The organism is Bradyrhizobium sp. HKCCYLRH3097 (assembly GCF_051167875.1).
In the GTDB taxonomy this organism is placed as follows: Bacteria; Pseudomonadota; Alphaproteobacteria; order Rhizobiales; family Xanthobacteraceae; genus Bradyrhizobium.
Genome location: NZ_JBNPTX010000005.1, coordinates 358,173 through 382,356 on the forward strand (window position 1 = coordinate 358,173; position 24,184 = coordinate 382,356).

The following is a 24,184-nucleotide window of genomic DNA, read 5'->3' on the forward strand; positions in this document are numbered from 1 at the left end:
GCACTTGGCTTTTCTGAGATTTTTACAGGTGTTTCGCGACAAACTCAGCGCAAAGTAAATGCGTATGGTGAAAAGCCGGCGCGACATGCACCGGCTCTTGTTAGTCTCACCTATTTCGGCGCGTGCCCGTTGGGGCTCTGAGCGTATCCGCCGTATTTTCCGGACGCGACGAACAGCGTCGTATCCTCGGGATCGCTCGAGGCCCACCGATCGCCAAAGGTAATCGGCGCGGGATGCTTCGGCGTACCGTCATGCAGGCCGAACATCGGCACCGGACCGGCGGAGCTCAGCGGCTGCGGTCCGGGCGCCGGCGCACTCAGCCGAATGGGCGCCAGGCTGTAGCCGATGAAGCCACTCGGCGTGTCCACCGGCTCGGTCTCCGGCGGATGCCCGGTCTTCAGGTAGTTCAGCATCTGGCCCATCGCGGCGAGCAGCTGATAGTCGGCAAACACCACCACACCGCGCGCCGACACCAGCGACACGTTGGCGTTGAAGTACTGGTTCTGGGAGTTCAAGAGATCGATCAGCGTGCGCTGGCCGAGCTCATACTCCTTGTTGTAGGCGACGAACGTGCGGCGGGCGGCTTCGACATCGCGGACAAGAGCTGAGACGCGATCGGCGGTGATGATCCGGGCCGCCCAGGCCTTATCGATCGACTCCAGCGCATCGCGCTGCAGGCGAGCATGCTTCTGCTGCTCCTGGATCATCCGCTGCGCGGCTTCTTCGCGGCGCCAGCTGTTCTGGCCGCCGTTGAAGATATCCCAGGATGCAACGACCTTGCCGCTGACCTCGTCATAACGATTGTTGTAGGTGATCGATTCCTTGCCGGTCGTCGCGCGGCCTTCGAGCGAAAGCGTCGGCAGGAAGGTGCCGGTGGTGGCATCGAATCCCCGCTTGGCGGCCGTCACATCCGCCGCGGCAGCGCGCAGGGTCGGATTGAACTTGTAGGCGATGTCGAGCGATTCCGCCTTGTCCCGCGGCATGTCGGACAGCCGGCCGGGGAAACGCAGATTATAAGGCTCGACGCCGACGACCTTGCGGTACTTCGCGCGCGCCACTTCGAGGCTGAGACGGAATTCTTCGAGCACGGCCTGCGCTGCCGCAACCCGTTCCTCGGCCTGCTGCGTGTCGCCCTCGCCGGCCCGGCCGCCCTGGAAACGGGCCAGCACGTTCTTGCGCAGTTCGAGATGAACCTTGAGGTTCTTCTCGGCCAGAGCGACCAGCCTGGAGTAGCGCACCACGTCGACATAGGCTTCGGCGGCATCGAGACCAATCAGTTCGGTTCGCTCCAGCACGCGGTACGCGGCGGCATCGACCCGCGCGGCCTGTCGCCACACTTCATTGATCGAGGAAAAGCCATCGAACAGCAATTGACGGACCACCACGCCGGCCTCGCGGCCGCGCAGGTAGCGGCCATTGTTGCTCGGCGCCGGCGAGACATACTGCTTGAGCATCTCCGGTCCGGCGCTCGCATCGAGCCGGACCTGCGGCAGCAGCGTCCCCTGGGACTGGCGAAGCTCGGCTTCGGTGGCCCGCCGATTGGCGGCGGCCTCTCCGACACCGGGATTGGTCTTCACCGCCTGGTTGATGGCGTCTTGGATGGTGAACGGCTCAGCGCCCAATGCCGGGCTAAAGCTCATTCCCACAACACATATGAAAATGGGTGTATATACGATCTTCAACATAGGGAACCGATAACAAACCCGAGATCGGCTCGCAATGTGACTCGCCACATTTGCGGCGAAAAGCCGCCCGGTTGTGGCAGAATAGCTACGCTCCGCCATATTCCTCAGGGCAAAGATTTCAGAATCTGAAGCGAAATCAACGTCGTGGGGATGACGTGAAGCTGAGGCGGTGATTTAAAGTCAGCTATTTATTTCATAAAGAAAAATCTCGCGTCAGAGAATGTCGAGTTTTTCGTGTTTGTCTTCAATATGGACCGCTCCCGCGGCATTAACTGAGATGTCGTAGCCGGGGCCCTCACCCGAGACGGCGGAACGGCAACAGGCGATCAGTCGCCCGCCATTGCCACGTCGGCCCCGCAGATGTCGGAAGCCTGGGTTCTGGCGCGTCGTCACGACAGCCGTGAGCGATCGCCGCCCAGGGATCGCGAACAACGAAGGATCCAAGATCGCGACCGGCAGGCAGACCCAGATGCGCCCCATATATTTCGACGCATAGTCTGCAGGGAAGCAATGGCCAATGGGGTCCATTGTCCTCGAAAAATCTCGTGGAGCTGAGAGGCAGTGAATGGTGGGGGAGGCAGGACTCGAACCTGCGAAGCCATGAGGCGGCTGATTTACAGTCAGCTCCCTTTGCCACTCGGGACACTCCCCCGTATCGATGGCAATTCGGGCCGGCCGCGGAACAGCAGCGTCGGGACCATCAGCGCCATGGAGACGGTAAGACCGCGGGGCCCGAAGGAGCGGGCGCGCGCGGCCGGGGCCCTTATGATCGAACCCGGCCCTCGAAGTCAACCAAGGGACGACGAATTTTCCCGTCTCAGCGGTGCCAAATTGCCAGAATCCGCAGGCCGTGACAGAAGCTCGGGCCATGAGCGAACGCGACCGAAAGCCCCCTTTTCGCCGTCCGGGCGGTAAATTCTCCGGCAAACCGCGCGGATTCGAGCGCCCCCAGCCGTGGCGGGAGCGCGACCAGGACTCGGATGCCCCCGTCATTCTCTATGGCTGGCACACCGTGACCCTGGCGCTCGCCAATCCGAAGCGGCGGATTCGCAAGCTTTACCTGACCGAGAACGCCGCCAGGCGGCTTGCCGACGAGCGGATCGAGACGCGGGTGACGCCCGAGATCGTGCGCCCCAGCCAGATCGACCAGCGGCTCGGTCCGGACGCCGTGCACCAGGGCCTGTTGGCGGAGGCCGAGCCCCTGCCCTCGCCGGACATCGACACGCTCGCGGCCGAGGGACTGATCCTGGTGCTCGACCAGATCACCGACCCGCACAATGTCGGCGCAATCTTGCGCTCGGCAGCGGCGTTCGGCGTAAAGGCAATCGTGACCACCGCCCGCCACAGTCCGGAGGCCACCGGTGTACTGGCCAAGTCCGCATCGGGCGCCCTGGAGCTGGTGCCGATCGTCACGGTGCAGAACCTCGCACGCGCGCTGACGCGGCTGAACGAGCGCGGCTTTCAGACGGTGGGGCTGGACAGCGCGGGCGAGGAGGACATCGCGGCGGTCGCCTTGCGCGAGCCGCTCGCACTGGTGCTGGGCGCCGAGGGCAAGGGCCTGCGGCAATTGACGCGCGAGACCTGCAGCGTCGTGGCGCGGCTCGACATGCCCGGCGCGATCAAGAGCCTCAACGTCTCCAATGCCGCCGTGCTCGCGCTCTATATCGGCGCGAGCCGGCTCGGCTTGATGTCAAAATGACGAAACGCCCGCGCGCATGAGGCGCACGGGCGTTGGCGCGAACGAACGTCCGTCTGATCAGTAATAGCGGCGCAGCACGCGCTGCCCGTGATAATAAGGCGAAGCGCCCCAGCGATAGGCGTGGCGGCGGTGATGATAGCTGTAGACCGGAAGCGCCTGCTCCTCATAGGCAGGATACGGCGCGAAGGCGCCAGGACCGCTGTAGGTCGGGCCCTGGTTGACATAGTAATACTGCCGGGTCGGCTCGGGCAGCCGCTCATAGCTCGCGCCGCAGGCGCCGCAGCCATGGCCGTAGGTGTAGGTGTAGCCGGGCTGATAGAAATATTGCGGCCGATACGTCACCGTGGGCTGGTACGTCACGGTCGGCTGATAGGTGACGGTCGGCTGATAGGTGACCTGCGGCGCGCACGGCGCGGCGTAGCCGCACGGGCCGCAGGCGGTGGCGCCGCAGGCCGCGGCCGGCGCGCTGCCGGCGACGGCGAGGCCGGCAATGGCGACAAGTCCTGAAACTACTCCACGCATAACTCTCTCCTGTTGATCTGTTCTTGCTTGGTCTGGCTGTCGATGGTGAGTTGCTGGCTAGCGGCGGTAGGCCGGCGGCCGATTGGGATAGCCGTGAGGATCACCATCGGGCGGAGCCAGGATGACGGCAGGCGGATACATCGGCACCGCCGGCTCCGGCGGCTGCATCTGGGATTGGGCGCCCCACGAGCGGGAATAGCTCTCGGCCGGCTTCGGCAGCTTGCGATCGGCCGGCGGCTCGATCTCCATCCGGCCATAGCCGGGCCTTGCCCCGAGGGTTGGATAGTAATGGCCAACATATGGCTCGGGCTCGACCGGCCGGCCGCCATAGATCGTCGGCTGCATGTAGTTGCCCCTGCCAAGACCGTACTGGCCTTCGACGACGGCGTAGGACGCATCGATGCCGTTGATGACGACGGGCACGCCGGGCCGCTGCGGAATGACGATCTCGAAGCCTTCGCTGGCGAGCGCGGCGGAAGACGCTCCAATCAGAATCACAAGAGCCGTTGTAGTACGCATGAATTCACGCCCCGGTTGCCATCCTACCAATACCGCAACGCGCGCCCCGATGGGTTAAACGCGCACATCAATCTGCTGGTAAGACTAACGCGGGAGCCACCATTCCGGGTTAAAGCCCGGGTGGGGTTCGAGTGCGAGGGTTAATGGCTGATCATCAGCCGATGAGCGACAATATTGCCAGCATCAACCCCGCCTGCCCTGTCCGCGAGACTAACAGCCTTCGGGTCGGAGCAAGCCGGACCGCAACCGCGGCTCCGGCCTCCGAAGGCACCGGGCCTCATGCCGTTCCAAAACATTCCCGTCGCGGCGGGAACGACGGGGCCGGCTTGCGCTTAGCAGGTGGGGCGCAACGATGGAGTATTCCATGACACGATTTGCTATTCTCGGGGCTGCGGTACTCGCAACGGCGCTCGCCGGTCCGGCCATGGCGCGCGACGTGCACCACCGGCATATGAACCACCAGCAGGAAGGAATGATGCAGCACCGGCACATGGCCCGCCAGGACGGGGCCATGATGCAGCAGCGCACCGATACCGGATGGAACAACAACGGCTGGGATCGCCGCAACAGCGATCGCCGCAACAGCGGCTTCTGGCCGGCTGACGTCGCCGCTGGAGCGGTCGGCACCGCTGCCGGCATCGCAGGCGCAGCCATCGGAACCGCCGGCGCCATCGCGACCGCGCCGTTCCGCACCGCGGATGCCTATGCGTACAGTCCCGGCCCCTCTTACGGCCAACCGAGCTATGATCGCGGCCCGAACGGCTATTATGGCGACTGGAACAGTTACGCGACCCGCAACGGCCTGGTCTGCCGCCCCGGCACCATGTTCAAGGGCAGCGACGGGCTGATGCACATCTGCCAGTAAAGATCGAGCCGGAGCGGCTTCGACGATCGGCTCCGACAGGGGCGGCCCAACGGCCGCCCTTTTTGCTGGGCTGATGGCAGAAGCGGCGCTCACGCGGGGAGTAGCCGGACTGCATCAACTCTGGTAGGAACACCGCGCTTCGCGAGACCTCGTCGCAAACTGACGACGAGATCTCCGCCACCAGCATTCGCCGGCTTAGCTCAGCGGTAGAGCAGCGGTTTTGTAAACCGAAGGTCGGGGGTTCAATCCCCTCAGCCGGCACCAGCTTCCGTGAAGTTGGGATTTGCTGCGGCAATGGCTGTCACCGGCTTTAGGCGTCAATTCGCCCTCGTCCTGACCGCGGGTCTGGCGATGCCGGTCGCCGACGGCAGCCTGGGCGCAGTCCACTCTGGATCCGGCAGCGGCCCGCCGCCCTCGCCGGTCGCTCCGATGAGTTGGCCGGGCACCTGATCCGTGACCAGCACCCAGCCTTGCGTCGCGCAGAACAGCCCGAGCAGACAGCCCTTGACCGCCAGCATCTTCGTGCCCTCGCGCCAGATCGAGACGGCATAGGTCTTGCCGTCCTCGGCGTTGTAGACCTCGCCGCTGTGGCGGCCTTCGGCGTTCAGCTTCAGGCCGAGCAGCATCTGGTGGCCCAGCAGCAGACGGCCGCGCCTGGCCGGATCGGGATTCAGCCGGTCGCGGAACGGCTGCCCCTTGGCATCCGCCGTCGCCTTCATCCACACGATGTAGCCGCAGACGCGGTCGGCCATCGCGCCACAGCGCTCGACGCGGACGCGGGCGCGGCCGTCCTCGGTCAACCATGTGCCGAACGGATCGCCGACGGGAGCGGCGTGACCGCGGCCCTCCGCCATCGACAGCAGCAGGCCGACGACGATGCGTAAGCCGACGCGCAGAACGAATCTCAATGTCATGTCCAGGGACCTCACTGTCTCCATGGCCTCGAGCCACGCGCTCGTACGGCCGGGTTGACGTCACCGCTGACTGCCCGAGATCTGGCCGTGCCCTCGATGCCAAAGCGCGCACACGAAGGCGCCCCGATGCGGGGCCATCTGCCCGCGCGACGCGATCGTTCGCACGGCCCGCTCACTGGAGCTGCGCGACCAGGGCCTCGGCGCCCTTGTCGATTCCGGCCTCGGCGGCCGCGAGCGCACCAACGCTGGCCTTGATGTCGTAGGGCGAGGGATATTGCTTGCTGACGAAGGCGCTCAGCAGTCGCCCGCTCGCGGCATCGAAGATCTCGGCCGCGTAGAATACCGAGCCGGTCAGCAGTCCCTCACCGTCGCGTGCACTCTGCACGCCGTTGTAGAGGGCTCCCGCGAGATCAAAGCGCGAGGCGGTGCCGAGCACCGGCGTGTTGGCGACGGCGCCGGTCAGGGTGAGCCGCACGCGCAGCGTATTCGGCCCACGCTGATGGACGATCTGGAAGCGCGCCGAGAGACTTTCCAGGAAACGCCGCTGCATGTAGGCGGCGAGCGCAGCCTTGTCCCGGTCGGACATGTCGCCGAACTGATGATCCGCGCCGCGATAGATCACGACCGGATCGAGCGTCACCTTGTCGTAGCTGCGCCAGTCGGTGGCAGCCCCGTAGCGGTAAGGCACCCGGCCCGATGGATCGGATGTGTTGGGCGCCAGATAGCGCGCCGACGCCACCCCGGAATAGGCCACCGGCGCCACCGTGTTGCATCCGGCACAGAGGCTCGCGGCGATCGCCGCGAAGCCAGACATCGGAAATCGACTCCTCATCCCCTCCTCCACGATTGCGGCGCCGTTGCCAGCGCGTCCACATGGCCACCTCAATAAACCGACCAGACGGCTTGTAAATAGAGAATCGAATGAAAAGAATTGTTCCACACGTCGAGGCGGTCGGCAGGGGACCTCCAGGAGGCATCGGCGGACGGAAGTCGGACGGCAAGCCAGCCCGACTTCGCTCAGATCGAACCGTCCAATGATGGAGATGGCGCCGAGCTCGAGCGTGTCATCGCTCCCCGGTCGTCCCGGCCTGCCGGAATGCAGTCCATTGTTGGTCGTCGAGCAGGCGGGCAAACAGACGGTCCAGGTCCGGCTGCTCCAGCGGCGAGACGCGCAGCATCGTCATCAAGGCAAGCCCACGTGCCGCCGCCCATCGCAGGACCGCGAGATCAGCGTCATCGGCCTCGCCGCGGATCTCGGCTACTCTCTCGGCATCCTTGGCACGGGCATCGGCCAGCAATCCCGGCTCTTGGGCGAGCGCCCCGAGCATGGCCTGCGCCACCGAATATTGCTGGGCGATCAGCTCCCGCGAGATCGCGATCTGCGTCGCGAGCTCGGGCTGATCAGCCGCTTTGCCGGCTCCAGCCCTGTACCTGCTGGCGAATTCGTCGAAGTGCAGGAATTGCTGTTCCAGCAGAGCCTTGAGCACCGCTTCCTTGTTGGGAAACTGGTGCATCAGGCCGCCCTTGCTCAGCCCGCTCTCGCGGGCGATGGCGTCGAGCGTCAGCCGCCCCGGACCATCGCGGGCGATGATGGTGAGGGCGGCGGTGAGCGCGGCCTTGCGCGACCGCTCGGAGCGTGAGGGGTTGTCCATCGAAGTCTGCGAAGTGCCCGGACGGTGCACGAAGGTTGCGAGCAGATGATGCCCCGAAGACCGGGGCGGCTCGGCCATAGGGGCGAGCCGCGCTCCTCTGTCAAGAAGAGCTCCGGAAAAACCGCCGCTTAGGAACCATCTGTGCGGGATTGGATTGCCGGTATCGCCTTTTGCGGGTGGGGGACGAAACGAGTTCAGACTGTGGCAACATTGTTGTCACATCTCACCTAGAACTCCTGCTTATCCCCAGAAGTCACTGGTCTTCAACTTGATTTCGTCAGCCGCTTTTGTTGCAATTGAGGCATCGGGGGACAAGCGTCATGACGTGGAAGGAAGAGCGTGATGCGCTGATCGCGCAGACCATGGCCTTCGTGCAGTCTGTGACCGGCAAGCCGGCCGACTTCGCCCAGTTCGAGCTGCCTACCGTTCCGGCCGGCACCCCCATCACACCGCAGCAGGCCGTGGCCGGTCGCCCGACGCACGCCGCTGTCGAGCACGTGATCGGCAACACCGTTGAAGCCGAGGCACGTCGCGGCGGCAACGTGCAAGTCGCAATCCCCAATGCCGTGGGGGAGCCTGCAAGGCCGAGAGCGCCCGACGCCATTGCGTCCGAGGCTTCGTTCGCCGCCCCGAGCCCGGTCCCTGCGGAGCGCTTCACCAGCATCGCCTCGCAGCTCGATCTGCAGCGCGACATGCAGGCGGAGATTCGCGCCCGCGTCGCGCGCTTCCGGGCCCATCAGGAGCGCTTCAATCGGGAGCGTCAGGAATATTTCAGCGCGACACTCGCGCGCCTGAAAGCATCGGCCGGACGGAGCGCCCTCCCTGAGGACTAAAGGCGACCGCGCCGGGGATCTATGGCCGAGGGTACACAAACATATCCGCAATCGCCGCGCCGGCTCACAGCCAGGCGCACAGCAGCGCCACATTGGCGACGAAGGCGAGCAGCAGCCCAAAGGCGAGCGTCAGCTGGATCCGCCCGCAGAAGATGTGGAGATCGGTTCCCATGGGCTTAACCATCTGGCGATTCTAGCCCCGGAGTCCCACGGATTCTTTTTTCAAAAATTTAGGACTCGTTTACGACTCGGCCGCCCGAAAAGGCCCCTTTCCTGCCCCAGGCGCGCCAGTGTCTCGCTGCACGTGCCGTTCATTCTCGGTTCATCCTTCGCTTCTCTGGAGCTGTTTGGAATGCCCTACGCGCTGTTTTGCAACGACGCCAAGTTGAGCAAGGCCTATCCGACCGAGGGGGATGTCTGGCGGCTGGCGCGGCAGAGCGGGCTGGTGGTGGACGTGATGATCAATGCGCGATCGACCGCGCATCTGCAGCTCGACAATGATTACGAGATCCGGCCCTGCGCCGCCGAGCCCGAGGAAGATCCCTGGCAGAACCGTGCCGAAGCCGAGCAGGAGTTCAACATCCCGTTCGCATCCTGAGCGGCTGCGGCGGAAGCGCGCCGCGGGTGATACTTCTCGGGTGATACTTATAGCCTCTGTGCGCTGCTGTCCCCGAGCCTCGGCGGGCCTGGACGGAAGCCGCCGGCAGAAGACATTCACGTCTTCATGCCAGTCCGGTCCCGCGGACGACTTGCCTTCATCAAGGATTTTTCGACAGACAGACCCGCGATCAGCGGGCAGCCGGAGCTGCCCGCTGGAAGGTCGCCATGAAGCCCGTTCTCAGGGCGTCGCCGTCGCCAGCGATGCCGTTTCGGCCGGAAGGGCGACACAGGCACGCTTGCGGCTGACACCGCGGATCGCACCGGTCACCTTCAGCACCTTGCCCGACGGGCAGGACGCGGTTTGCACCAGCGCCACCTCGTAGGGGGCCAGCATCAACGGTTCGGTCTTCAGAACGGTCTGGGCGGAGCACGGCAAAACAGCCGCCGACAACAACAGCACGGACACCAAGATACGCATGTGGGATGATCCATCAAACCGGCGCACCGATAATATCAACTGATGGCGAAAGTTTCACGAAGGTTTGAAAATTTTTTCGCACTGCGTGAGCGATCCCGAAACCATCGCCAGCCAACCACCGGACAGCAACACGCCCGCACCAGACGGCGCGGGCGTGTTGGAATTGAGGCGTGATCCGCTTCCAGCCGAACGCCGCCGGTCACGGGCTCGGCGATCTCGCTTAGTACTTGCTGGCGGCTGGTCCGCCCCAGCCGAAGCGGTAGTTCACGCCGACCTTCACCGTATGCTCGTCGCTGTTGAAGCGGCTGCCCACAACCGGAGCCGGCCCACCCGTGAAGGTCGTATTGCCGAAATTGTAGTACTGGTATTCAGCCTTGGCCGACCAGTTCGGCGCGAACATGTATTCGAGGCCGGCGCCGACGGTGTAGCCGTCCTTGGTATTGCCGGACGTGGTGAAGCCCGTCGGCACGCCGGCGACGCTCACCCCGAGATTGTTGCCGTCCCGCCAGGCATAACCGCCCTTGGCATAGAGCAATGCCGGTCCCCAGGTGTAGCCGAGGCGGCCGGCGACCGAGCCGAGCTGGTTGGCGCCGGTCGAGGTCACGACCGCAGCCCCCGGGAAGCCGAAATTGGTCGTATTGCGATCCATCCAGCTGTACTGGGCTTCGATGCCGAGCACCCAGTTCGGGGCGAACTGGTAGTCGAAGCCGCCCTGCACGCCGCCCAGGAAGCGGCCGTTGTTGCCTTCCAGGCTGTTATTGCCCGCGAAGGCGCCGCCGAGGTGACCACCGAGATAGAAGCCGGTCCAGTTGTAGATCGCCTGAGGCGGCGTGTAGACCGGTGCCTTGGTGTAGGTGCGCGGAGGCATATCGGCGGCGAAAGCCGGGGCAGCCAATGTGGTCAAAGCCACTGCACTGAATAAAAACCGCTTCATGGGACGTCCCCGTTATTCGTTTGCGACATCTATCGAACATCATGGCCGCATTTGGGTTGCCCGGTGGCGGTGACGCAGCTGTGATTGCTGCTGCGGTGTCACCAGAGGGCAACAAAGGCCTTTTGTTCCATAGGCTTCCCGAATATTTCGTGAAGCTGACGCCTCGCCCGATATTTGGTCGCCGCGAGGCGACAAAGCGTTCGGTCCATCCCTGATTTGTGATCGGGCAAGCGGCTTGGCAAGGCGCTGCGACGACGTGGCCATCCTTCGAAAACGCCGGGACCTGAAAACGCCGCGGCCTAGCGCGTGAGGCCGGCCAGCTCCGGGAATGGCGCGTAAGTCGACCCGGCACAGAGCTCGCCGGCATCCTCGACCAGACGGTCGAACCGGCCGTCGACGAACACCGCCGCGCGCTCCTGCGCCGGACGGTAGCTGCCGTCGGACTCGCGCGCCGCATAGCGGAGGCAGCTCACATAGCGCAGCCGGCCACCGACCGTCCGTTGCACCGGCTCCGCCATGACGCCGTCGCGCACCCCGACCGGATTGTTCAGGTAGGTCCTGAGATAGGACAGGATCTCGCTGCGGTGGTTGGCTGGAAACGGCTGGCTGCCGACACCACGATCGCCGGTGTAGGAGATGCCGCGATTGTCCTCGCTCATGAACGCGGCAGGACCTCCGCTGGCGCACCCCGCCAACAGCAGCGCCAGCGCGGTTGCCGGCCACCAGCTCATTCTCCCCATCCCCAGGCGCCCAACTCTTGAAAGCCAATCCCGGGGCCGTTCTAGCTCAAAGCCAGAGGCCGGGAAATCCGTCCCGGCTCACGCCTTCGTCAAGCCGCTGCCGCCGGAGCGCTCTGGCGCGCCCCGGCGGTCAACGACCAGATCGGCTCTGCGTGGCCTTGGCTAGATCAGCCGCGGCGGGTCGCCGGCGTCACGCGCTTGAAGCTCACCTTGTTGTGATGGCTGAGATGCGCCACGTGGCGATGCTTGTGGCGGACAAGCGAGGCATGCGGCTTGGTCTTCGTCTTGCCGACGGTGGGCTTCATCTCGTTCGCCTTGTCGCCGGCCTGCGTCGCGCCCGGCTTGGTGGCGTTGGTCTTGGCCGCATCGGTCTTGCTCACATCGGTCTTCGCGGTGCCAGTGGTCTGGCTGAACTTCGCGGACGTATCGGTTTTTGCAGCACCAGCAGCGAACGCGGGCGCAGTCAGGATCGACGCGGCGAGCAGCGCAACAGACATTGACTTCAGCATGGTCGTCTCCGTGATGTGAAGATCTGGAGGCACCATCCAGTCTGGATGGGCTCGTGATCATGGAGACGACGATAGGGAACCGGCACTGAACCCACCCTGAAGTAAAGCGCTGTTTTCGGTTCATGGACATGAAGGGATAGTCATCGAGGTGACTGGTCTGTCATCATGTCGTCCGTATAATGCACCGATCGCGGCGCAAAATCCGCGCAAATGGCCGGGAATATTTCGCAGCTGCGGGAGTTCTTCCCCGTACGCAGTCACCTGTTGGATCGACAACTCGGGAGATACGAATGAAAAAGTCTGCGCTCAGGATTGCCACGCTGGCTCTGTTCTCGATGGCCGTGGCCTCCGGGCCGCTGCTTCTGTCGAAGGCCTATGCCGCGGGCAGCGATACCCCGTCGTCGCCGCCGGCGTCGGATTCGGGCAAGAAGAAGAAGGACAAGAGCTCGAGCATCGAAGATCCGAAGTTCCTGGCGGCCTATCGCACGGCCTATACCTCGATCTATGATCGCGGCGACTACGCCACCGCGATCCAGCAGCTCAAGGCGCTGAACCGCGAGGACGTCGCCGACGTTGCCAATCTGATCGGCTACTCCTACCGCAAGCTCGGCAACTACCAGGCCTCCAAGCAGTACTACGAGCAGGCCCTGGCGGATGATCCGAACCACGTGCGCACCTGGCAGTACTACGGCCTGTGGCAGCTCGAACAGGGCAACCGCGAGCAGGCCAAGTACCACCTCGACAAGGTCGCGCAGCTCGCCGGCACCAACAGCCCCGAATATCGCTCGCTGGCCGACGCGCTCGAGAAGCAGCCGGGCACCGGCCTCGTCTACTGACGACGCGATCGGACCAGCTCCGATCTCGACAGTGGCGCAACCCGAAAGGGTTGCGCCATTTTCGTTTGTCCGCTGTCGTTGATCCGCTATGGATGAAACCTCGTGCAGACGATTTTCATCAGATTTTTGAATGGGAGATTGCCTCGTGGAGTCCTGGCTTGGCGCAGCACTCGATTACATCAGGGATTGGCTGGCCTTTCAGGTCGCGGTCTCCGAGCAACCCGGCTGCATTATTGCGATCGCCCATCGCGGTGAGATCGTGCTGGAGGCGGCCTTCGGGCACGCCAATCTCGACAGCGGCGAGAAGCTGACGCCGCGGCACCGCTTCCGTATCGCTTCGCACACCAAGGCGTTCACCGCCGCCGCCATCATGCGCCTGCGCGAGCAGAAGCGGTTGAAGCTCGACGACACCGTCGGACAGTACGTCGAGGATCTGCATCCGGATGTCGCCGCGGCCACACTGAACCAGCTGCTGTCGCACACGGCAGGCCTGATCCGTGACGGCAAGGATTCCGGCCAGTTCACGGATGGCCGGTCATATCTCGACAAGGACGAACTGCTGGCCGAGCTGAAGCAGCCGCCGGCGATCGATCCCAACAGCCGGTTCAAATATTCCAACCATGGCTACGGCCTGCTCGGCCTGGTCATCGAGGCGATCACCGGCGAGCCCTACCCGGCCTGGCTGCAGCGCGAGGTCATGACGCCCCTGGCCTTGCGAGAAAGCGCGCCCGACATGACGCTGCTCGGCAAGAGTGTCCCGTTCGCGCGCGGCCATTCACGCGTCGTCCCCGTGGGCCGCCGCGTCGTGATTCCCGGCGACAATCCGACCAACGCGATCATGCCGGCAGCGGGCATCGTCGCGACCGCGGCCGACACCGCCCGCTTCTTCGCCCAGCTTGCCCCGAACGCGAAGAAGAGCCTGCTGTCGGTCGCGAGCCGGCGCGAGATGGTGCGCCGGCAATGGCGCGTGCCCCAGGACGTCGAAGAGGCCTATTACGGCCTGGCGCTCATGAGCGGGACAACGGCCGGCTTCGACTGGTTCGGCCATGGCGGCGGCTTCCAGGGCTACATCTCGCGGACGTCGGTCATTCCCGCCCGCGACATCACGATCACCGTGCTGACCAATGCCGTCGACGGCTGGGCACCCGGCTGGGCCAATGGCGTCAAGTTCATCCTGCAGGCCTTCGCCACCCACGGCGCGCCGTCGCGCAAGACGCGCGACTGGACCGGCCGCTGGTGGACGCTGTGGGGCGCCGTCGATCTCGTCCCGTTTGGTGACAAGGTCATGGTCGCCAATCCGGTATTCATCAACCCGTTCCTCGATGCCGCCCGCATCGAGGTGACCGGACGCGACACCGGGCGCATCGTGCACGCGGCCGGCTATGCCAGCCATGGTGAGGCGGTGCGGCGCGTGCGCACCAAGTCCGGCGTCAGCGAGATCTGGCTCGCCGGCGCACGGGTGCGGCCGGAGCGCGTGGTGAAGGCCGAGATGGAGCGGAAATATCCCAAGGGCCGGCGCAAGAAAGACTCATAGCCCGGGTGTCGCTGCACTCATCGGGCCTCCTCCCTGCCCTCCTTCATCAACGCCTCGGCCTCGCCGCGGAAGGCTTTGCGCGCATCGTCGCGGGAATAGAACATGTGGCCGCCCGGATAGACCACGAGCTTGACCCGCGGCGGCCGCGCGAAGGCCGGCAATTGGTCGAGCAGGATCTTCGAGCCGTAATATGGCGTGGCGAGATCGAACAGGCCGTGGCCGACCAGGAGTTTGAGCTTGGGATCGAGCGCGAGAATCTGCCGGAGTTCGCCGGTGGACTCCGGCGGGTTGGTGCCCTTTCCGAAATCCCATGACCGGTTCACCGCCCCGCTCAACAGCTCATAGGAGCCGTCGGGGTGCCAGTTCAGCTTGCGTGTCGTCAGCTCGACCGCGGCGCTGGTCAACGGCGCGGTGAGCACGTCCCCGGATGGATCGGAGCTGCGCGAGCGGCTCGAATCCGGATAGGGATCGATGCCCAGCACCGAGCCGTCATAGCGCCCGGTGATGCGGCCGTTCTTGCGGTCGAACTCACGGCGAAACTCCGAGACGTCGAAGCGGCCGGCCAGCCTGCGGCTGACCACCTGGTCGATGCCGGTCAGGGTCGCGACCCTGTCGGCGAGCCGATTGGTGGCTTCCGTATCGGCCTCGCCCTTGACGAGATCGAGCAGGAAGTCGCCGCTGGCGTAACGCTCGACATCGGCAAGATCGGCGCGGGTCACCGGCCCCTTCATCTGCTTCGCGACGGCCGCATAGCTCGGCAGGCTCGCGACATATTGCATCAGGCTCGAGCCGGAATAGTCGCGAAAGTCCATCAGCGGCGACAGCAGGATCAGGCCGCTGATGCCGATGCCCTGGTCATGCTGCAGGTTGTTGACGATCTTCGGACCGCGAATGCCGCCATAGCTCTCGGCCGTGATGAATTTGGGCGATGCGAGACGGTCGTGCTTCTCCAGCCAGCGACGCACCACGAGCGACAGCGAACGCACGTCGCCGTCGACCGAGAAGAACCGTTTGCGCACCTCGTCGCCGGTTGCGACGAAACGGCTGTAGCCGGTCCCGACGGGATCAATGAACACCAGATCGGTAAAGTCGAGCCAGGTGTCTGCATTCGGCATCAGCTCCAGCTTCGACGACGGCGTCACGCTGGCCGCGTCGATTCCGATCCGCCACGGACCGGCATTGCCGAGCTGCAGATAGGCGGACGAGGCACCCGGCCCGCCGTTGAAGAAGAAGGTCACCGGGCGGCTGGCGCGGTCGGCGCCATCGAGCTGATACGAAGTGTAGGCGATGTCGGCCTGCGGCTCGCTCTTGTCGTCGAACAGGCGGATCGAACCGGCAGTCGCCGTGAACGACAGCGTGCGGCCGGGCAGTTCGAGCTTCTGTGTCGTGGTAGAGTCCGGCGGCAGCTTGTGCTGCTCGGCGGTCGATGCTGAGCCGGGCGGGCTCGCGGCGCGATTTCCGGCCGAGCCGGTGCGATGCGAGCCCGGCGCTGCGGCGTCGTGCGCCGCCGGTGGCGCATCCTCGGCGTGCAGGGCCGGGCCGGCGAGCAGTGCCGTCAAGGCGAAAGCCATCAGTCTCGGCCACGCGACGGATGATCTCATCCCTGCCATCAGCTCACTCCCCTAGGCGCTTGGCGCAACACGCCACCTCTGCAAGGGCATGAACCGCGGCTTGGAAGCAAGCTCAAGCAACTCTTCCGTGATCCAAGTCACATCCGCACCAGTGCCTGTTCCCCTCAGGTGTGTTATGGGCTCGAACCTCTCCATCGCCTCCGACGTCCCATCACTGGGACACCCAGGTTTGGGGCAAGAGGCCGCCGCCGATTGCGATCACGGAGTTCATCATGAAGTTGCCGACGCTCATCATCGCAGCCCTCTCCGGGCTCGCCGGACCGGCCGTGATCGGATCGCCGGCAGCCTGGGCCGGTCCGCCGGCGGCGCTGGTCGAGGACGTCCAGGGTGATGTGGCCGGCGCCGAGCTGATGGACTATGTCGCGCCCGGCCAGGTGATCAAGCTCGGCCCGGATGGCGCCGTGGTGATGAGCTACCTCAAATCGTGCCGGCGCGAGACGGTCAACGGCGCCGGCAGTGTCACCGTCGGCCCCGGCGAAAGCACGGTCGACGGCGCGACGCTCAAGAGCGACATCGTCAATTGCGACGCCAGCCATGCACAGGCCACCTCGCGCGAGACCAGCGAGGTCGCGGCCACGATCGTGCGCAGCGTTGGACCGGACAGCGCGCCGGTGGCGCAGGCGATCATCTACAGCGCGTCACCCATCTTCGAGGCCAAAGGGCGCGGCACGCTGACCGTCGAACGCCTCGACCAGCCCGGCGAGCGCCAGCAGGTCGAGCTCTCGGGCCGGCAATACAAGGGACGATTCTACGATTTCGCCGGCACCAGTCACCCGCTCACGCCCGGCGGCACCTATGTCGCGAGCTTCAGCAACTTGCGCATCGTGTTCAAGGTCGACGCACAGGCCAAGGCGGGCCCCGGCCCTGCGGTCGGGCGATTGATCCGGTTCAACTGAGACCGAAGGCTCTCGTCGGTGGCGATCGGACGCCGGACGCGCGACGCGCTTGCCGTCATCGCCATCGCGCTGGCGTGCGCGGGCCTGTTCGTGTCGCCCCTCTTCGAGCGCGGCCGCGGCCTGTCGCTGGATGCGCTGACATGGCTGCGCTTCGAGACCTTCGGCAACCGTCACGATGCAGCAGCGAGTCCGGCGGTGGTGATCGCGGTCGACGAGGAGAGCTATCAGGCGCCCCCCTTCAAGGGCGCGCCGCTGTTGACCTGGACCGGCGAGATCGGGCGCGTGCTGACGGCCGTCCTCGACGGCGGCGCCAAGGTGGTCGGTTTCGACATCGTGTTCCAGACTTCGATCGAGCAGTCGGAGATTCCGCTCGGCGACAGCACTCTCGGCGAGAAGACGCGCGGCTTCGATCGCGACTTCCTGCGTGCGCTCGCGGCCGCGGCCGCCGGCGGCAAGGTGGTGCTGGGCGAGATCTTTGCCGAGCCGCCGATCCTGCCCGCGCCCGGCCAGCGCATCGCGGTGCGTCAGCAGCAGAACCTTCGTCCGCTCAACACCTATACCGACAGCGACGATGTCGTCCGCCGCCATCCGCTGACGCTGTCGGTCGACGGCAAGGCCGTTCCGAGCATGGCGCTGGAATTGGCGGGGCGCGCAACCGGCACCGCGCCGGTCATTGCCGCCGATGGCGTCACACTCGGTGCGTACGAGGTGCCCGGCAGCGTGCCGAGCACCATGACCCTGAATTTCGCCGGCGGCGCCCAGGACATTCCGACCTATTCGTTTGCCGACTTGCGCGCCTGCGCGCTCAAGGGCGACAAGGACTATTTTCGCCGCGAGTTCGCCGGCAAGGTCGTCCTGCTCGGCACCGTCGGGATCGAGGATCGGCGGCTCACCTCGAAGCGCTTCGCAACCCGCGCCGAGGGCGCGCGGCGGCCGCGCTGCGTTCTGGACGAGCGCAGGATCTCCGAGACGTTCGCCCGCAGCACCATTGCCGGCGTCTACATCCACGCCACGGCGGTGAACAATCTGGTTCGGCAGGACGCGGTCACCGAGCTCGGACGCCCAGCGATCTTCGCCATCGCCGCAACCATCGCCCTGCTGGCTGCGCTGCTCGCCCGATTGCTGCGCCCCGCCTCTGCAGCGGCAATCCTGGCAGGGCTCGCGCTGCTCTACACCGCGCTCGCCACCATCCTCTTCGACCATGCCTACGGGCTGCCCTTGACGGAGCCGCTCGCAGCCGGTGTGCTCGCGCTGGCTGCGACCACCGGCTATCGTTTCATGGTCACCGACAAGGACCGCAGGCTGCTGCAGAAGAGCTTCGCCTATTACCTCGCACCGCACGAGATCGACCGCATGCTCGCCTCGCGCCGGCTGCCGCAGCTCGGCGGCGAGACCCGCGAGGTCACCGTGTTCTTCTCCGACATCGAGGGCTTCTCGCGCCTCGCCGAGCAGATGACGCCGGAGCAGCTCATGGCGCTCACCAACGAATATCTCTCGGCCATGACCGACGTCATCGAAAGCCACGACGGCTATGTCGACAAATACATCGGCGACTCCGTGGTCGCCGTGTTCGGCGCTCCGCTCGACGATCCCGACCATGCGCGCAGCGCGGCGCGTGCGGCGCTCGACTGCAAGGCGAAGCTCGCCGAGCTCAACCATTCGTCGACGGCGTTCCAGGGCATCAAGGTGGCACAGCGCATCGGCATCAACAGCGGCGCCGCGCTGGTCGGCAATTTCGGCTCGCAACGCCGCTTCAACTACTCCGTCATGAGCGACGCCGTGAACGTGGCCTCGCGGCTGGAGGGCGCCAACAAATTCTACGGCACCACGATCATCGCCTCGGAGAGCACGGTGGCGCTCGCCGGCACCGAGTTTGCCTGGCGCGAGCTCGACACCATCCGGGTCAAGGGCCGCGAGCAGTCACTGAAGATCTACGAGCTGCATGGCCGCGCAGCCGAGCTCACGCCGGAGGAACAGACCCTCCTCACCAGCTATGCCACAGGCCTTGCGCACTGGCGCGCCGGCGAGCTGCCGCAAGCGGTCGACTGCTTCGCGCACAGCGCACTGAGCGATCGGCCAAGCCACTTCTTCGCCGAACGCGTGAAAGCAAGCTTGGCGACCGGGTCCCTGGCCTGGGACCCCGTGCGCAGCCTGCAGGAAAAATGACGCCACGATGACTTCCGTGCGTGCGCGCACGTCCGGGCCATATCAGCCTCATCCCGGCCCCATTGCCCCAGGATACCGGCCGCGATGGACAAGCACGGGCAAGGTCGGCTAGACGACACGGCGCCTGTCACCGGCCAACTGACCAGCGAGCCCTGCGACGCATGACCACGTCCAAGCGATATGAGCGGATCGCCTTCGTCGCGAGTCCGAGTGCCGAAGCCCAGGCCGCCCTGACGCAGCTCTCCGCGCTGTACGGCAACTCCGATCCGGACCTGGCGGACGTCGTGGTCGCGCTCGGCGGCGATGGCCTGATGCTGCAGACGCTGCACGACCACATGCGCTCGGGCAAGCCGATCTACGGCATGCATCGCGGCACGGTCGGCTTCCTGATGAACGAGTTCAGCACGATCGATCTGCACGGACGGCTCGAAGCGGCCCAGGAATCGGTGATCCATCCGCTGCTGATGCGGGCGACCGATGCCGCGGGCGTCGTTCACATCCACCACGCCATCAACGAGGTCTACCTGTTCCGACAGACGGCACAGACGGCGCGGCTGCGCATCCTGATCGATGAGCGCGAGCGCATGCCGGAGCTGATCGCCGACGGCGTGCTCGTCGCCACGCCCGCAGGCTCCACCGCCTATAACCTCTCGGTGCAGGGCCCGATCCTGCCGATCAACGCCGCGCTGCTGGCGCTGACGCCGATCAGCGCGTTCCGGCCGCGTCGCTGGCGCGGCGCCCTGCTGCCGAACACGGCCTATGTGATCATCGAGGTGCTCGAAGGCGACAAGCGGCCGGTCGCGGCGGTGGCCGACCATGACGAGGTCCGCAACGTCCAGCGGGTCGAGGTGCTCTCCGACAAGACGATCTCGATGCGGATGCTGTTCGACGCCGGCCACAGCCTGGAAGAGCGGATCCTGAGCGAGCAGTTCGGCTACTGACATCGGGCGGTTTTCCGCGCCTTTTTGCTCCGTGGCCGCCCTGCGCAACGCTTTGTTAACCCGCGGCTCCGTATGGTTAATGCGGGTATACCGCCATCACCGGTGATCCCTTCGGGCCGGCCAAATGTACCGCATCGACTTCAACAAGCTGCGCTTTCTCGTCTGCGACGACAACCCGCACATGCGCCGCATCCTGCGCACGCTGCTGCATTCGTTCGGCGCCCGCGAGGTCAACGAGGCCGAGGACGGCGCGACCGCACTCGAGATGTATACTCATTTCTCGCCGGATATCGTCATCACCGACTGGGCAATGCCGATCTTCGACGGCCTCGAGCTCGCGCAGATGATCCGGCAGCCGGAAGCCAAGGGCAATCCCTACGCGCCGATCATCATGCTGACGGGACATTCGGAGAAGCGCCGCGTCACCGTCGCGCGCGACGCCGGCGTCACGGAATTCCTCGCCAAGCCGATCTCGGCCAAGGGCCTGTATCAGCGCATCCTCAACGTGGTCGCCAATCCGCGGCCCTTCATCAAGACCAAGACCTATTTCGGCCCGGACCGGCGCCGCAACACCAACACCGCCTATATCGGGCCGGAGCGCCGGATCGGCGGCGAGGCGGAGATCTTCCAGCAGCCGTCACTTCTGGATAAAGCGCGCTCCGCAGTTTAGGGGCGCGGCAGTGAGCCCGCGTTAACGCAATCGGGGGATCGGCGCCCAGCGCGCCAAGGTCCTCGGCTATGAATCGGGGAAGTGAGTCGATTTGCGTTGGTCGGCATCATCAGGGGATATCGAGATGGCGAAAGACAAGGCCCCGGCGGTCCAGGTCAAGACCTACGCCTCGCATCACGTCATCACCCAGCCCAATCCGCTGAAGAAGGTGCTGCGCCGCGCCGAGGAGAAGGATCTCGACGATCCGATCGCACGCGCGGAAGCCGCGCTGGCCGAGCTGTCCGGCGAGTTCAAATCGTGGATGGACACCGAGGCCGATCGTCTGACCAAGGCCTATGCAGCAGTGCTCAGGACCGGCTTCGACGACGACGCCTGCGAGGAGATGTTTCGCGCCGCCCACGACATCAAGGGCGACGCAGCGACCTTCGGCTATCCCGCCGCTGCCGAGGTTGCCGATAGCCTGTGCCGGATCATCGAGCACGCGCCCGACCTCGAAAAGGTCCCCGCCGAGCTGTTCGAGCATCACGTCAACGCCATCCAGGCGATCGTGCATGATCATACGAAGTATGACAGCGCGACGGTCGCAGGCGAATTGAGCCGCCGGCTGCGCCGCGTGGCGGACGACTATCTGATCCAGGTCAACCGCAACCGGCCTGAGCATCTCGAAGCGATCCTGGCGCCGAGCCTCGTGCCGAGCGATCAGCCATAGGCCGGCTGGCCGCTCACTATCCATTCATTCCATCGCAGGATCGTTGGCCACCATCCATCCTGGCGTCATTTCGGGGCATCGCGCAGCGATGAGCCCGGAATCCATCGCCATAGAATGGAATGTGAGGCGCGCGAGCGGTGACAGCTTGCCTCGGCACGTTGCCCTGTGGTTATGGATTCCGGGCTCGCGCTTCGCGCGCCCCGGAATGACGGGCGGAGAGATGTCGGCCTTGATCTGCTGAGGAATCCGCGGACGAACAGGCGAGCTGCGCTAGGCCGCGATCAGTCCGAACTCCAGCCCGGCGACGAAATCCTCCGCCATCACCTCGTCGCAGAACTCGCGGGCCTCGTCGCGTGCGGATTCGGTGGCGAAGCGCCGCAGCAGGATCAAGAGCGGCGCGGCCGCGTCGCGGTCGGTGGCGCAATGGGTGAGCACGCGCTCCACCATCTTGCGACGCAGGATCGCTGCTCCGCTCAGGGTGTCGGCAAAGCCGTTCTCGCGGCAGACCTCGAGCGCGATGCTGAACGCGTCGAAGGTGGTGTCGGGAATGCCGGCCTTGCGCAGCAGCCCCTGCAGGCTGGCGCGACCGCGATCGTTGAGCAGCGCTGACACCCGCGCCCGCGGCATGTCGGCGAGCTCCGATAGCGCGATCTCGAACAATTCGACGTTGCCGGAGAGAAGCGCGCGCAGGATCAGGCCCGCGGTGAGTTGCGAGGTTGCGCGCAGATGCTGGACCAGCCCGCGCAGCTCCTCGCCGCGCGAGCGCGCCGCGATGGTGATGGTCGAGCGGTCGCGCGCCTCATTGGTGATGCGCCCTGCCCTGTCGGCGCTGAGCCAGTTCCTGGCGACGACGAACTGCGCCAGCGTCTCGGACAGCTTGTCGACCAGCGCCGCGCGCGTCGCGGCCGGCAGGTCGTCCAGCACCAGCATCGCTTCGCGGATGGCGGCGAGGTGGCCGTGGCGCTCGACGATGCGGTCCCAGGAGAACGGCGCGAGCTCGGCATAGGCATTCTCGATCAGCTCGAGCGCGGCGGCGGCGCTGCCGACCTCGGCGATCGCGGCGCACACCGGCGCGGGCAGGCCGACGCGGCGCGCGATCGCGCATTGCGTGTCGGAGTTGCCGGTCGCGACGATGTCGACGAGGTCGGCATCGATCAAGAGCGGCGAATGTTCGAGGATGATGGCGGCCACGGAAGCCTGGTCCGTGGCGAGCGCCTGGACGATGGCGGCCGGCGCCTCCTCCGAGCGGGCGAACACCTCCGCCATCGCCTGCCGCACCAGCGGCGACGGATCGTCCAGCAGCATGAGGAGCGCGCCCTCCGCGGCGCCGCGATCCTCATCGCAAAGATCCGACAACAGCCACGCCCGCGCGAGCGCCCTGGTGGCCTCTGCCCGCTCACCGGCGGGTGCGGTTCTGACCCAACTGAGAAACTGCCGAACGATCATGGTCTTTCCGGCTTACGCAACTTGCAGACAAAGGCCACGAGGGCCTCAACAGCACCGAAAATAAACCACGACGCTTAACAAAGCGTTCACCATAAGTGGCTGGTTTTGTTGATGTTTTGTTAAGGCGGCAGGTTGTTTACATACTATGATACCACTCAACGCCGCATTTGGCCGTAATCCGACGGGGGAAATGCGGCCGCCGCCAGCGGCGCGAGCCGCGGCGGGACTTCAAAATAGTTCTTTTTGATCAATGGTTCAGCGACGAGCGCGACCGCCTTCGCCGGCGCATCAGCCCGAGAAGGTGCCGTGCGGATCGCTGAACAGGTCGAGCCTGCGCTGACCATTGCCGCTGGCATCGATACTACCGCTCTCCGACGGGGTCGCGCTAGCAACCGATGAATGGCCCCACAACTCGCGCACGGTCGGCGAGACCGCCTGGCTCGACTGGCCGTCAACCTGGAATAGCGAACGAAACATCGGATCTGCCGGCCGGTTGACCGCCGACGCATCGGCCGTCGTCGAGGAGCCGGACCGGGATGAGCCGCGCGCATCCGGAAACATCGACAGGAAGGTTGCGGTGTCGGTGGTCGGCAGCGCGCCGCCGCCGGCCGCATTGGCTGCGACATTCGTCCCACCATAGAGTGCAAGCGCGCCCCGGGTGGCCGAGGAATTGGCGGCGCCGGCATAGCGCGTGTTCAGGACCGCATAGACCTGGGACACGCTGCGGGCTTGTCCGTCGCGATCGTAGAAGATCGGCCGGTTGGCCGCGGCGGCGCCGGGAAACATCCGCGCAGCCGACGCATTCGGCGTCTCCTGGGTGCTGGTGATCAGCTTCGCGGCACCGCCAACGCCCATGAAGTGCGCCATGTAGAGCTCGGCGTCGGTCGGCCGGCGGCCGATCTTGCCGGTGAGCTGAAAGCTGTTCGATTGCGTAAGCGCCGCCGCCATTGCGGACGACGCCTGCGGGTCGTCACGCAGCTTCATGATCGCCTGCCGCATGGCGGGATCGCTGACCGTGTAGTCGCCCGACGGTGTCCGGGTGATTGCGTCGGCATATTGGCCATAGCCGAGATCGGCGCCGGCTTCCTTCACCGTGCCGAGCCAGGTCTGGTCGATGAACTGGTAGAGCCCGCGCGCTGATGACGTCGAGGCGCCGGCGGTCGGATTGAAGTCGGACTCCATCTTGGCGGTCGACAGCAGATATTCGAAGCTGGTGCCGACGCTGTCAGCGGCCTGCTTGATCGCGCCGGCGACCTTCGCCCGGACGCCATCGAGGAAACCGGTGGACGAGGAGTTGGATGCGTCGACCGACATGGGAAGACCCGCTGTTTGCAGATTTGCTGGCAGACGAACGCGCCGGAAACGTCCGGCAAAATGCGGCGGGCATGGTTAATGGCGAGTTAAT

Annotated in this window: 25 protein-coding genes and 2 tRNA genes; 12 read left to right on the forward strand and 15 right to left on the reverse strand. The window is 65.4% G+C overall.

Features of this window, described 5'->3' with window-relative positions; all coding sequences use genetic code 11:
- Nucleotides 1-110 precede the first annotated feature (110 nt).
- Both ACQR0U_RS15535 and ACQR0U_RS15540 read right to left on the reverse strand, forming a co-directional pair.
- Nucleotides 111-1,640 carry a TolC family outer membrane protein gene (locus tag ACQR0U_RS15535; protein ID WP_315729346.1) on the reverse strand — a complete coding sequence of 510 codons (1,530 nt, stop codon included), beginning with the start codon at nucleotides 1,638-1,640 and terminating at the stop codon, nucleotides 111-113.
- 611 nt (nucleotides 1,641-2,251) lie between these two features.
- Nucleotides 2,252-2,337, reverse strand: a tRNA-Tyr gene (locus tag ACQR0U_RS15540).
- Between the two features lie 216 nt (nucleotides 2,338-2,553).
- Here ACQR0U_RS15540 and rlmB point away from each other — a divergent pair.
- Nucleotides 2,554-3,384 (forward strand): 23S rRNA (guanosine(2251)-2'-O)-methyltransferase RlmB, encoded by an 831-nt coding sequence (gene rlmB, locus ACQR0U_RS15545; RefSeq protein WP_316192743.1) that lies wholly within the window; start codon nucleotides 2,554-2,556, stop codon nucleotides 3,382-3,384.
- A gap of 57 nt (nucleotides 3,385-3,441) precedes the next feature.
- On the opposite strand, the gene ACQR0U_RS15550 is transcribed toward rlmB, so the two are convergent.
- A complete protein-coding gene (locus ACQR0U_RS15550) occupies nucleotides 3,442-3,906 on the reverse strand; it encodes a hypothetical protein (protein ID WP_315714638.1) in 465 nt (154 codons plus the stop codon).
- 57 nt (nucleotides 3,907-3,963) lie between these two features.
- A complete protein-coding gene (locus ACQR0U_RS15555) occupies nucleotides 3,964-4,425 on the reverse strand; it encodes a hypothetical protein (protein ID WP_316192744.1) in 462 nt (153 codons plus the stop codon).
- A 364-nt stretch (nucleotides 4,426-4,789) separates the two neighbouring features.
- Here ACQR0U_RS15555 and ACQR0U_RS15560 point away from each other — a divergent pair, with 364 nt between their 5' ends.
- Both ACQR0U_RS15560 and ACQR0U_RS15565 read left to right on the forward strand, forming a co-directional pair.
- Nucleotides 4,790-5,290 (forward strand): hypothetical protein, encoded by a 501-nt coding sequence (locus tag ACQR0U_RS15560; protein ID WP_315749493.1) that lies wholly within the window; start codon nucleotides 4,790-4,792, stop codon nucleotides 5,288-5,290.
- A gap of 189 nt (nucleotides 5,291-5,479) precedes the next feature.
- Nucleotides 5,480-5,554, forward strand: a tRNA-Thr gene (locus ACQR0U_RS15565).
- Nucleotides 5,555-5,607: 53 nt separating this feature from the next.
- On the opposite strand, the gene ACQR0U_RS15570 is transcribed toward ACQR0U_RS15565, so the two are convergent.
- From ACQR0U_RS15570 to ACQR0U_RS15580, 3 genes are all read right to left on the reverse strand, one after another.
- On the reverse strand, nucleotides 5,608-6,204 hold the full coding sequence (locus ACQR0U_RS15570; RefSeq protein WP_316164500.1) for a DUF2147 domain-containing protein: 597 nt from the start codon (nucleotides 6,202-6,204) through the stop codon (nucleotides 5,608-5,610).
- A 172-nt stretch (nucleotides 6,205-6,376) separates the two neighbouring features.
- Complete coding sequence (locus ACQR0U_RS15575) at nucleotides 6,377-7,018, reverse strand: DUF3313 domain-containing protein (protein WP_434843467.1); 642 nt, start codon at nucleotides 7,016-7,018, stop codon at nucleotides 6,377-6,379.
- A gap of 250 nt (nucleotides 7,019-7,268) precedes the next feature.
- Nucleotides 7,269-7,934: a TetR/AcrR family transcriptional regulator gene (locus ACQR0U_RS15580; protein ID WP_316192311.1), complete on the reverse strand. Its 666-nt coding sequence runs from the start codon at nucleotides 7,932-7,934 to the stop codon at nucleotides 7,269-7,271.
- Nucleotides 7,935-8,176: 242 nt separating this feature from the next.
- Between ACQR0U_RS15580 and ACQR0U_RS15585 the strand changes: the two genes are divergently transcribed.
- Complete coding sequence (locus tag ACQR0U_RS15585) at nucleotides 8,177-8,689, forward strand: hypothetical protein (RefSeq protein WP_434843468.1); 513 nt, start codon at nucleotides 8,177-8,179, stop codon at nucleotides 8,687-8,689.
- Between the two features lie 64 nt (nucleotides 8,690-8,753).
- Here ACQR0U_RS15585 and ACQR0U_RS15590 read toward each other — a convergent pair whose 3' ends face one another.
- A complete protein-coding gene (locus tag ACQR0U_RS15590; RefSeq protein WP_041750859.1) occupies nucleotides 8,754-8,861 on the reverse strand; it encodes a hypothetical protein in 108 nt (35 codons plus the stop codon).
- A gap of 180 nt (nucleotides 8,862-9,041) precedes the next feature.
- On the opposite strand from ACQR0U_RS15590, the gene ACQR0U_RS15595 reads away from it, so the two are divergent.
- A complete protein-coding gene (locus ACQR0U_RS15595) occupies nucleotides 9,042-9,287 on the forward strand; it encodes a hypothetical protein (RefSeq protein WP_315714645.1) in 246 nt (81 codons plus the stop codon).
- A 240-nt stretch (nucleotides 9,288-9,527) separates the two neighbouring features.
- Here the strand turns inward: ACQR0U_RS15595 and ACQR0U_RS15600 are convergent, their stop codons facing one another.
- From ACQR0U_RS15600 to ACQR0U_RS15615, 4 genes are all read right to left on the reverse strand, one after another.
- The gene (locus tag ACQR0U_RS15600) at nucleotides 9,528-9,767 is read right to left on the reverse strand and encodes a DUF6719 family protein (protein ID WP_315714646.1); all 240 of its coding nucleotides are present in this window, start codon (nucleotides 9,765-9,767) and stop codon (nucleotides 9,528-9,530) included.
- Between the two features lie 220 nt (nucleotides 9,768-9,987).
- Entirely contained in the window at nucleotides 9,988-10,701 is a 714-nt protein-coding gene (locus ACQR0U_RS15605) for an outer membrane protein (RefSeq protein ID WP_434843469.1), read from the reverse strand.
- A gap of 299 nt (nucleotides 10,702-11,000) precedes the next feature.
- On the reverse strand, nucleotides 11,001-11,432 hold the full coding sequence (locus ACQR0U_RS15610; protein WP_409998611.1) for a hypothetical protein: 432 nt from the start codon (nucleotides 11,430-11,432) through the stop codon (nucleotides 11,001-11,003).
- A 176-nt stretch (nucleotides 11,433-11,608) separates the two neighbouring features.
- Nucleotides 11,609-11,950: a hypothetical protein gene (locus tag ACQR0U_RS15615; RefSeq protein WP_434843470.1), complete on the reverse strand. Its 342-nt coding sequence runs from the start codon at nucleotides 11,948-11,950 to the stop codon at nucleotides 11,609-11,611.
- A gap of 290 nt (nucleotides 11,951-12,240) precedes the next feature.
- Here ACQR0U_RS15615 and ACQR0U_RS15620 point away from each other — a divergent pair, with 290 nt between their 5' ends.
- Together ACQR0U_RS15620 and ACQR0U_RS15625 are read left to right on the forward strand one after the other, a co-directional pair.
- Nucleotides 12,241-12,786: a tetratricopeptide repeat protein gene (locus tag ACQR0U_RS15620; RefSeq protein WP_315714649.1), complete on the forward strand. Its 546-nt coding sequence runs from the start codon at nucleotides 12,241-12,243 to the stop codon at nucleotides 12,784-12,786.
- A 145-nt stretch (nucleotides 12,787-12,931) separates the two neighbouring features.
- Entirely contained in the window at nucleotides 12,932-14,320 is a 1,389-nt protein-coding gene (locus ACQR0U_RS15625; RefSeq protein ID WP_316225266.1) for a serine hydrolase domain-containing protein, read from the forward strand.
- Nucleotides 14,321-14,337: 17 nt separating this feature from the next.
- Here ACQR0U_RS15625 and ACQR0U_RS15630 read toward each other — a convergent pair whose 3' ends face one another.
- The gene (locus ACQR0U_RS15630) at nucleotides 14,338-15,930 is read right to left on the reverse strand and encodes a S10 family peptidase (RefSeq protein ID WP_434843471.1); all 1,593 of its coding nucleotides are present in this window, start codon (nucleotides 15,928-15,930) and stop codon (nucleotides 14,338-14,340) included.
- 233 nt (nucleotides 15,931-16,163) lie between these two features.
- Between ACQR0U_RS15630 and ACQR0U_RS15635 the strand changes: the two genes are divergently transcribed.
- The 5 genes from ACQR0U_RS15635 (at nucleotide 16,164) to ACQR0U_RS15655 (ending at nucleotide 21,333) form a co-directional block, all read left to right on the forward strand.
- A complete protein-coding gene (locus ACQR0U_RS15635) occupies nucleotides 16,164-16,847 on the forward strand; it encodes a hypothetical protein (protein ID WP_315714652.1) in 684 nt (227 codons plus the stop codon).
- Nucleotides 16,848-16,865: 18 nt separating this feature from the next.
- Complete coding sequence (locus tag ACQR0U_RS15640; RefSeq protein ID WP_434843472.1) at nucleotides 16,866-19,013, forward strand: CHASE2 domain-containing protein; 2,148 nt, start codon at nucleotides 16,866-16,868, stop codon at nucleotides 19,011-19,013.
- Between the two features lie 161 nt (nucleotides 19,014-19,174).
- Nucleotides 19,175-19,954, forward strand: a complete 780-nt coding sequence (locus ACQR0U_RS15645; RefSeq protein ID WP_315714654.1) for an NAD kinase — start codon at nucleotides 19,175-19,177, stop codon at nucleotides 19,952-19,954.
- A gap of 124 nt (nucleotides 19,955-20,078) precedes the next feature.
- Nucleotides 20,079-20,624, forward strand: a complete 546-nt coding sequence (locus ACQR0U_RS15650) for a response regulator (RefSeq protein WP_172107934.1) — start codon at nucleotides 20,079-20,081, stop codon at nucleotides 20,622-20,624.
- A 124-nt stretch (nucleotides 20,625-20,748) separates the two neighbouring features.
- Nucleotides 20,749-21,333 (forward strand): Hpt domain-containing protein, encoded by a 585-nt coding sequence (locus ACQR0U_RS15655; protein WP_434843473.1) that lies wholly within the window; start codon nucleotides 20,749-20,751, stop codon nucleotides 21,331-21,333.
- A 270-nt stretch (nucleotides 21,334-21,603) separates the two neighbouring features.
- Here the strand turns inward: ACQR0U_RS15655 and ACQR0U_RS15660 are convergent, their stop codons facing one another.
- Nucleotides 21,604-22,779 (reverse strand): DUF2336 domain-containing protein, encoded by a 1,176-nt coding sequence (locus ACQR0U_RS15660; RefSeq protein WP_315714656.1) that lies wholly within the window; start codon nucleotides 22,777-22,779, stop codon nucleotides 21,604-21,606.
- Nucleotides 22,780-23,067: 288 nt separating this feature from the next.
- Nucleotides 23,068-24,093, reverse strand: coding sequence for a lytic transglycosylase domain-containing protein (locus ACQR0U_RS15665; RefSeq protein WP_434843474.1), 1,026 nt, complete (start codon nucleotides 24,091-24,093; stop codon nucleotides 23,068-23,070).
- Between the last annotated feature and the right edge of the window lie 91 nt (nucleotides 24,094-24,184).

Coding starts and splice junctions, on each gene's coding strand:
- ACQR0U_RS15535 (WP_315729346.1), bottom strand. CDS start 1,640: ATGAGCTTTAGCCCGGCATTGGGCGCTGAGCCGTTCACCATCCAAGAC.
- rlmB (WP_316192743.1), top strand. CDS start 2,554: ATGAGCGAACGCGACCGAAAGCCCCCTTTTCGCCGTCCGGGCGGTAAA.
- ACQR0U_RS15550 (WP_315714638.1), bottom strand. CDS start 3,906: ATGCGTGGAGTAGTTTCAGGACTTGTCGCCATTGCCGGCCTCGCCGTC.
- ACQR0U_RS15555 (WP_316192744.1), bottom strand. CDS start 4,425: ATGCGTACTACAACGGCTCTTGTGATTCTGATTGGAGCGTCTTCCGCC.
- ACQR0U_RS15560 (WP_315749493.1), top strand. CDS start 4,790: ATGACACGATTTGCTATTCTCGGGGCTGCGGTACTCGCAACGGCGCTC.
- ACQR0U_RS15570 (WP_316164500.1), bottom strand. CDS start 6,204: ATGACATTGAGATTCGTTCTGCGCGTCGGCTTACGCATCGTCGTCGGC.
- ACQR0U_RS15575 (WP_434843467.1), bottom strand. CDS start 7,018: ATGTCTGGCTTCGCGGCGATCGCCGCGAGCCTCTGTGCCGGATGCAAC.
- ACQR0U_RS15580 (WP_316192311.1), bottom strand. CDS start 7,934: ATGGCCGAGCCGCCCCGGTCTTCGGGGCATCATCTGCTCGCAACCTTC.
- ACQR0U_RS15585 (WP_434843468.1), top strand. CDS start 8,177: ATGACGTGGAAGGAAGAGCGTGATGCGCTGATCGCGCAGACCATGGCC.
- ACQR0U_RS15590 (WP_041750859.1), bottom strand. CDS start 8,861: ATGGGAACCGATCTCCACATCTTCTGCGGGCGGATCCAGCTGACGCTC.
- ACQR0U_RS15595 (WP_315714645.1), top strand. CDS start 9,042: ATGCCCTACGCGCTGTTTTGCAACGACGCCAAGTTGAGCAAGGCCTAT.
- ACQR0U_RS15600 (WP_315714646.1), bottom strand. CDS start 9,767: ATGCGTATCTTGGTGTCCGTGCTGTTGTTGTCGGCGGCTGTTTTGCCG.
- ACQR0U_RS15605 (WP_434843469.1), bottom strand. CDS start 10,701: ATGAAGCGGTTTTTATTCAGTGCAGTGGCTTTGACCACATTGGCTGCC.
- ACQR0U_RS15610 (WP_409998611.1), bottom strand. CDS start 11,432: ATGAGCTGGTGGCCGGCAACCGCGCTGGCGCTGCTGTTGGCGGGGTGC.
- ACQR0U_RS15615 (WP_434843470.1), bottom strand. CDS start 11,950: ATGCTGAAGTCAATGTCTGTTGCGCTGCTCGCCGCGTCGATCCTGACT.
- ACQR0U_RS15620 (WP_315714649.1), top strand. CDS start 12,241: ATGAAAAAGTCTGCGCTCAGGATTGCCACGCTGGCTCTGTTCTCGATG.
- ACQR0U_RS15630 (WP_434843471.1), bottom strand. CDS start 15,930: ATGGCAGGGATGAGATCATCCGTCGCGTGGCCGAGACTGATGGCTTTC.
- ACQR0U_RS15635 (WP_315714652.1), top strand. CDS start 16,164: ATGAAGTTGCCGACGCTCATCATCGCAGCCCTCTCCGGGCTCGCCGGA.
- ACQR0U_RS15645 (WP_315714654.1), top strand. CDS start 19,175: ATGACCACGTCCAAGCGATATGAGCGGATCGCCTTCGTCGCGAGTCCG.
- ACQR0U_RS15650 (WP_172107934.1), top strand. CDS start 20,079: ATGTACCGCATCGACTTCAACAAGCTGCGCTTTCTCGTCTGCGACGAC.
- ACQR0U_RS15655 (WP_434843473.1), top strand. CDS start 20,749: ATGGCGAAAGACAAGGCCCCGGCGGTCCAGGTCAAGACCTACGCCTCG.
- ACQR0U_RS15660 (WP_315714656.1), bottom strand. CDS start 22,779: ATGATCGTTCGGCAGTTTCTCAGTTGGGTCAGAACCGCACCCGCCGGT.
- ACQR0U_RS15665 (WP_434843474.1), bottom strand. CDS start 24,093: ATGTCGGTCGACGCATCCAACTCCTCGTCCACCGGTTTCCTCGATGGC.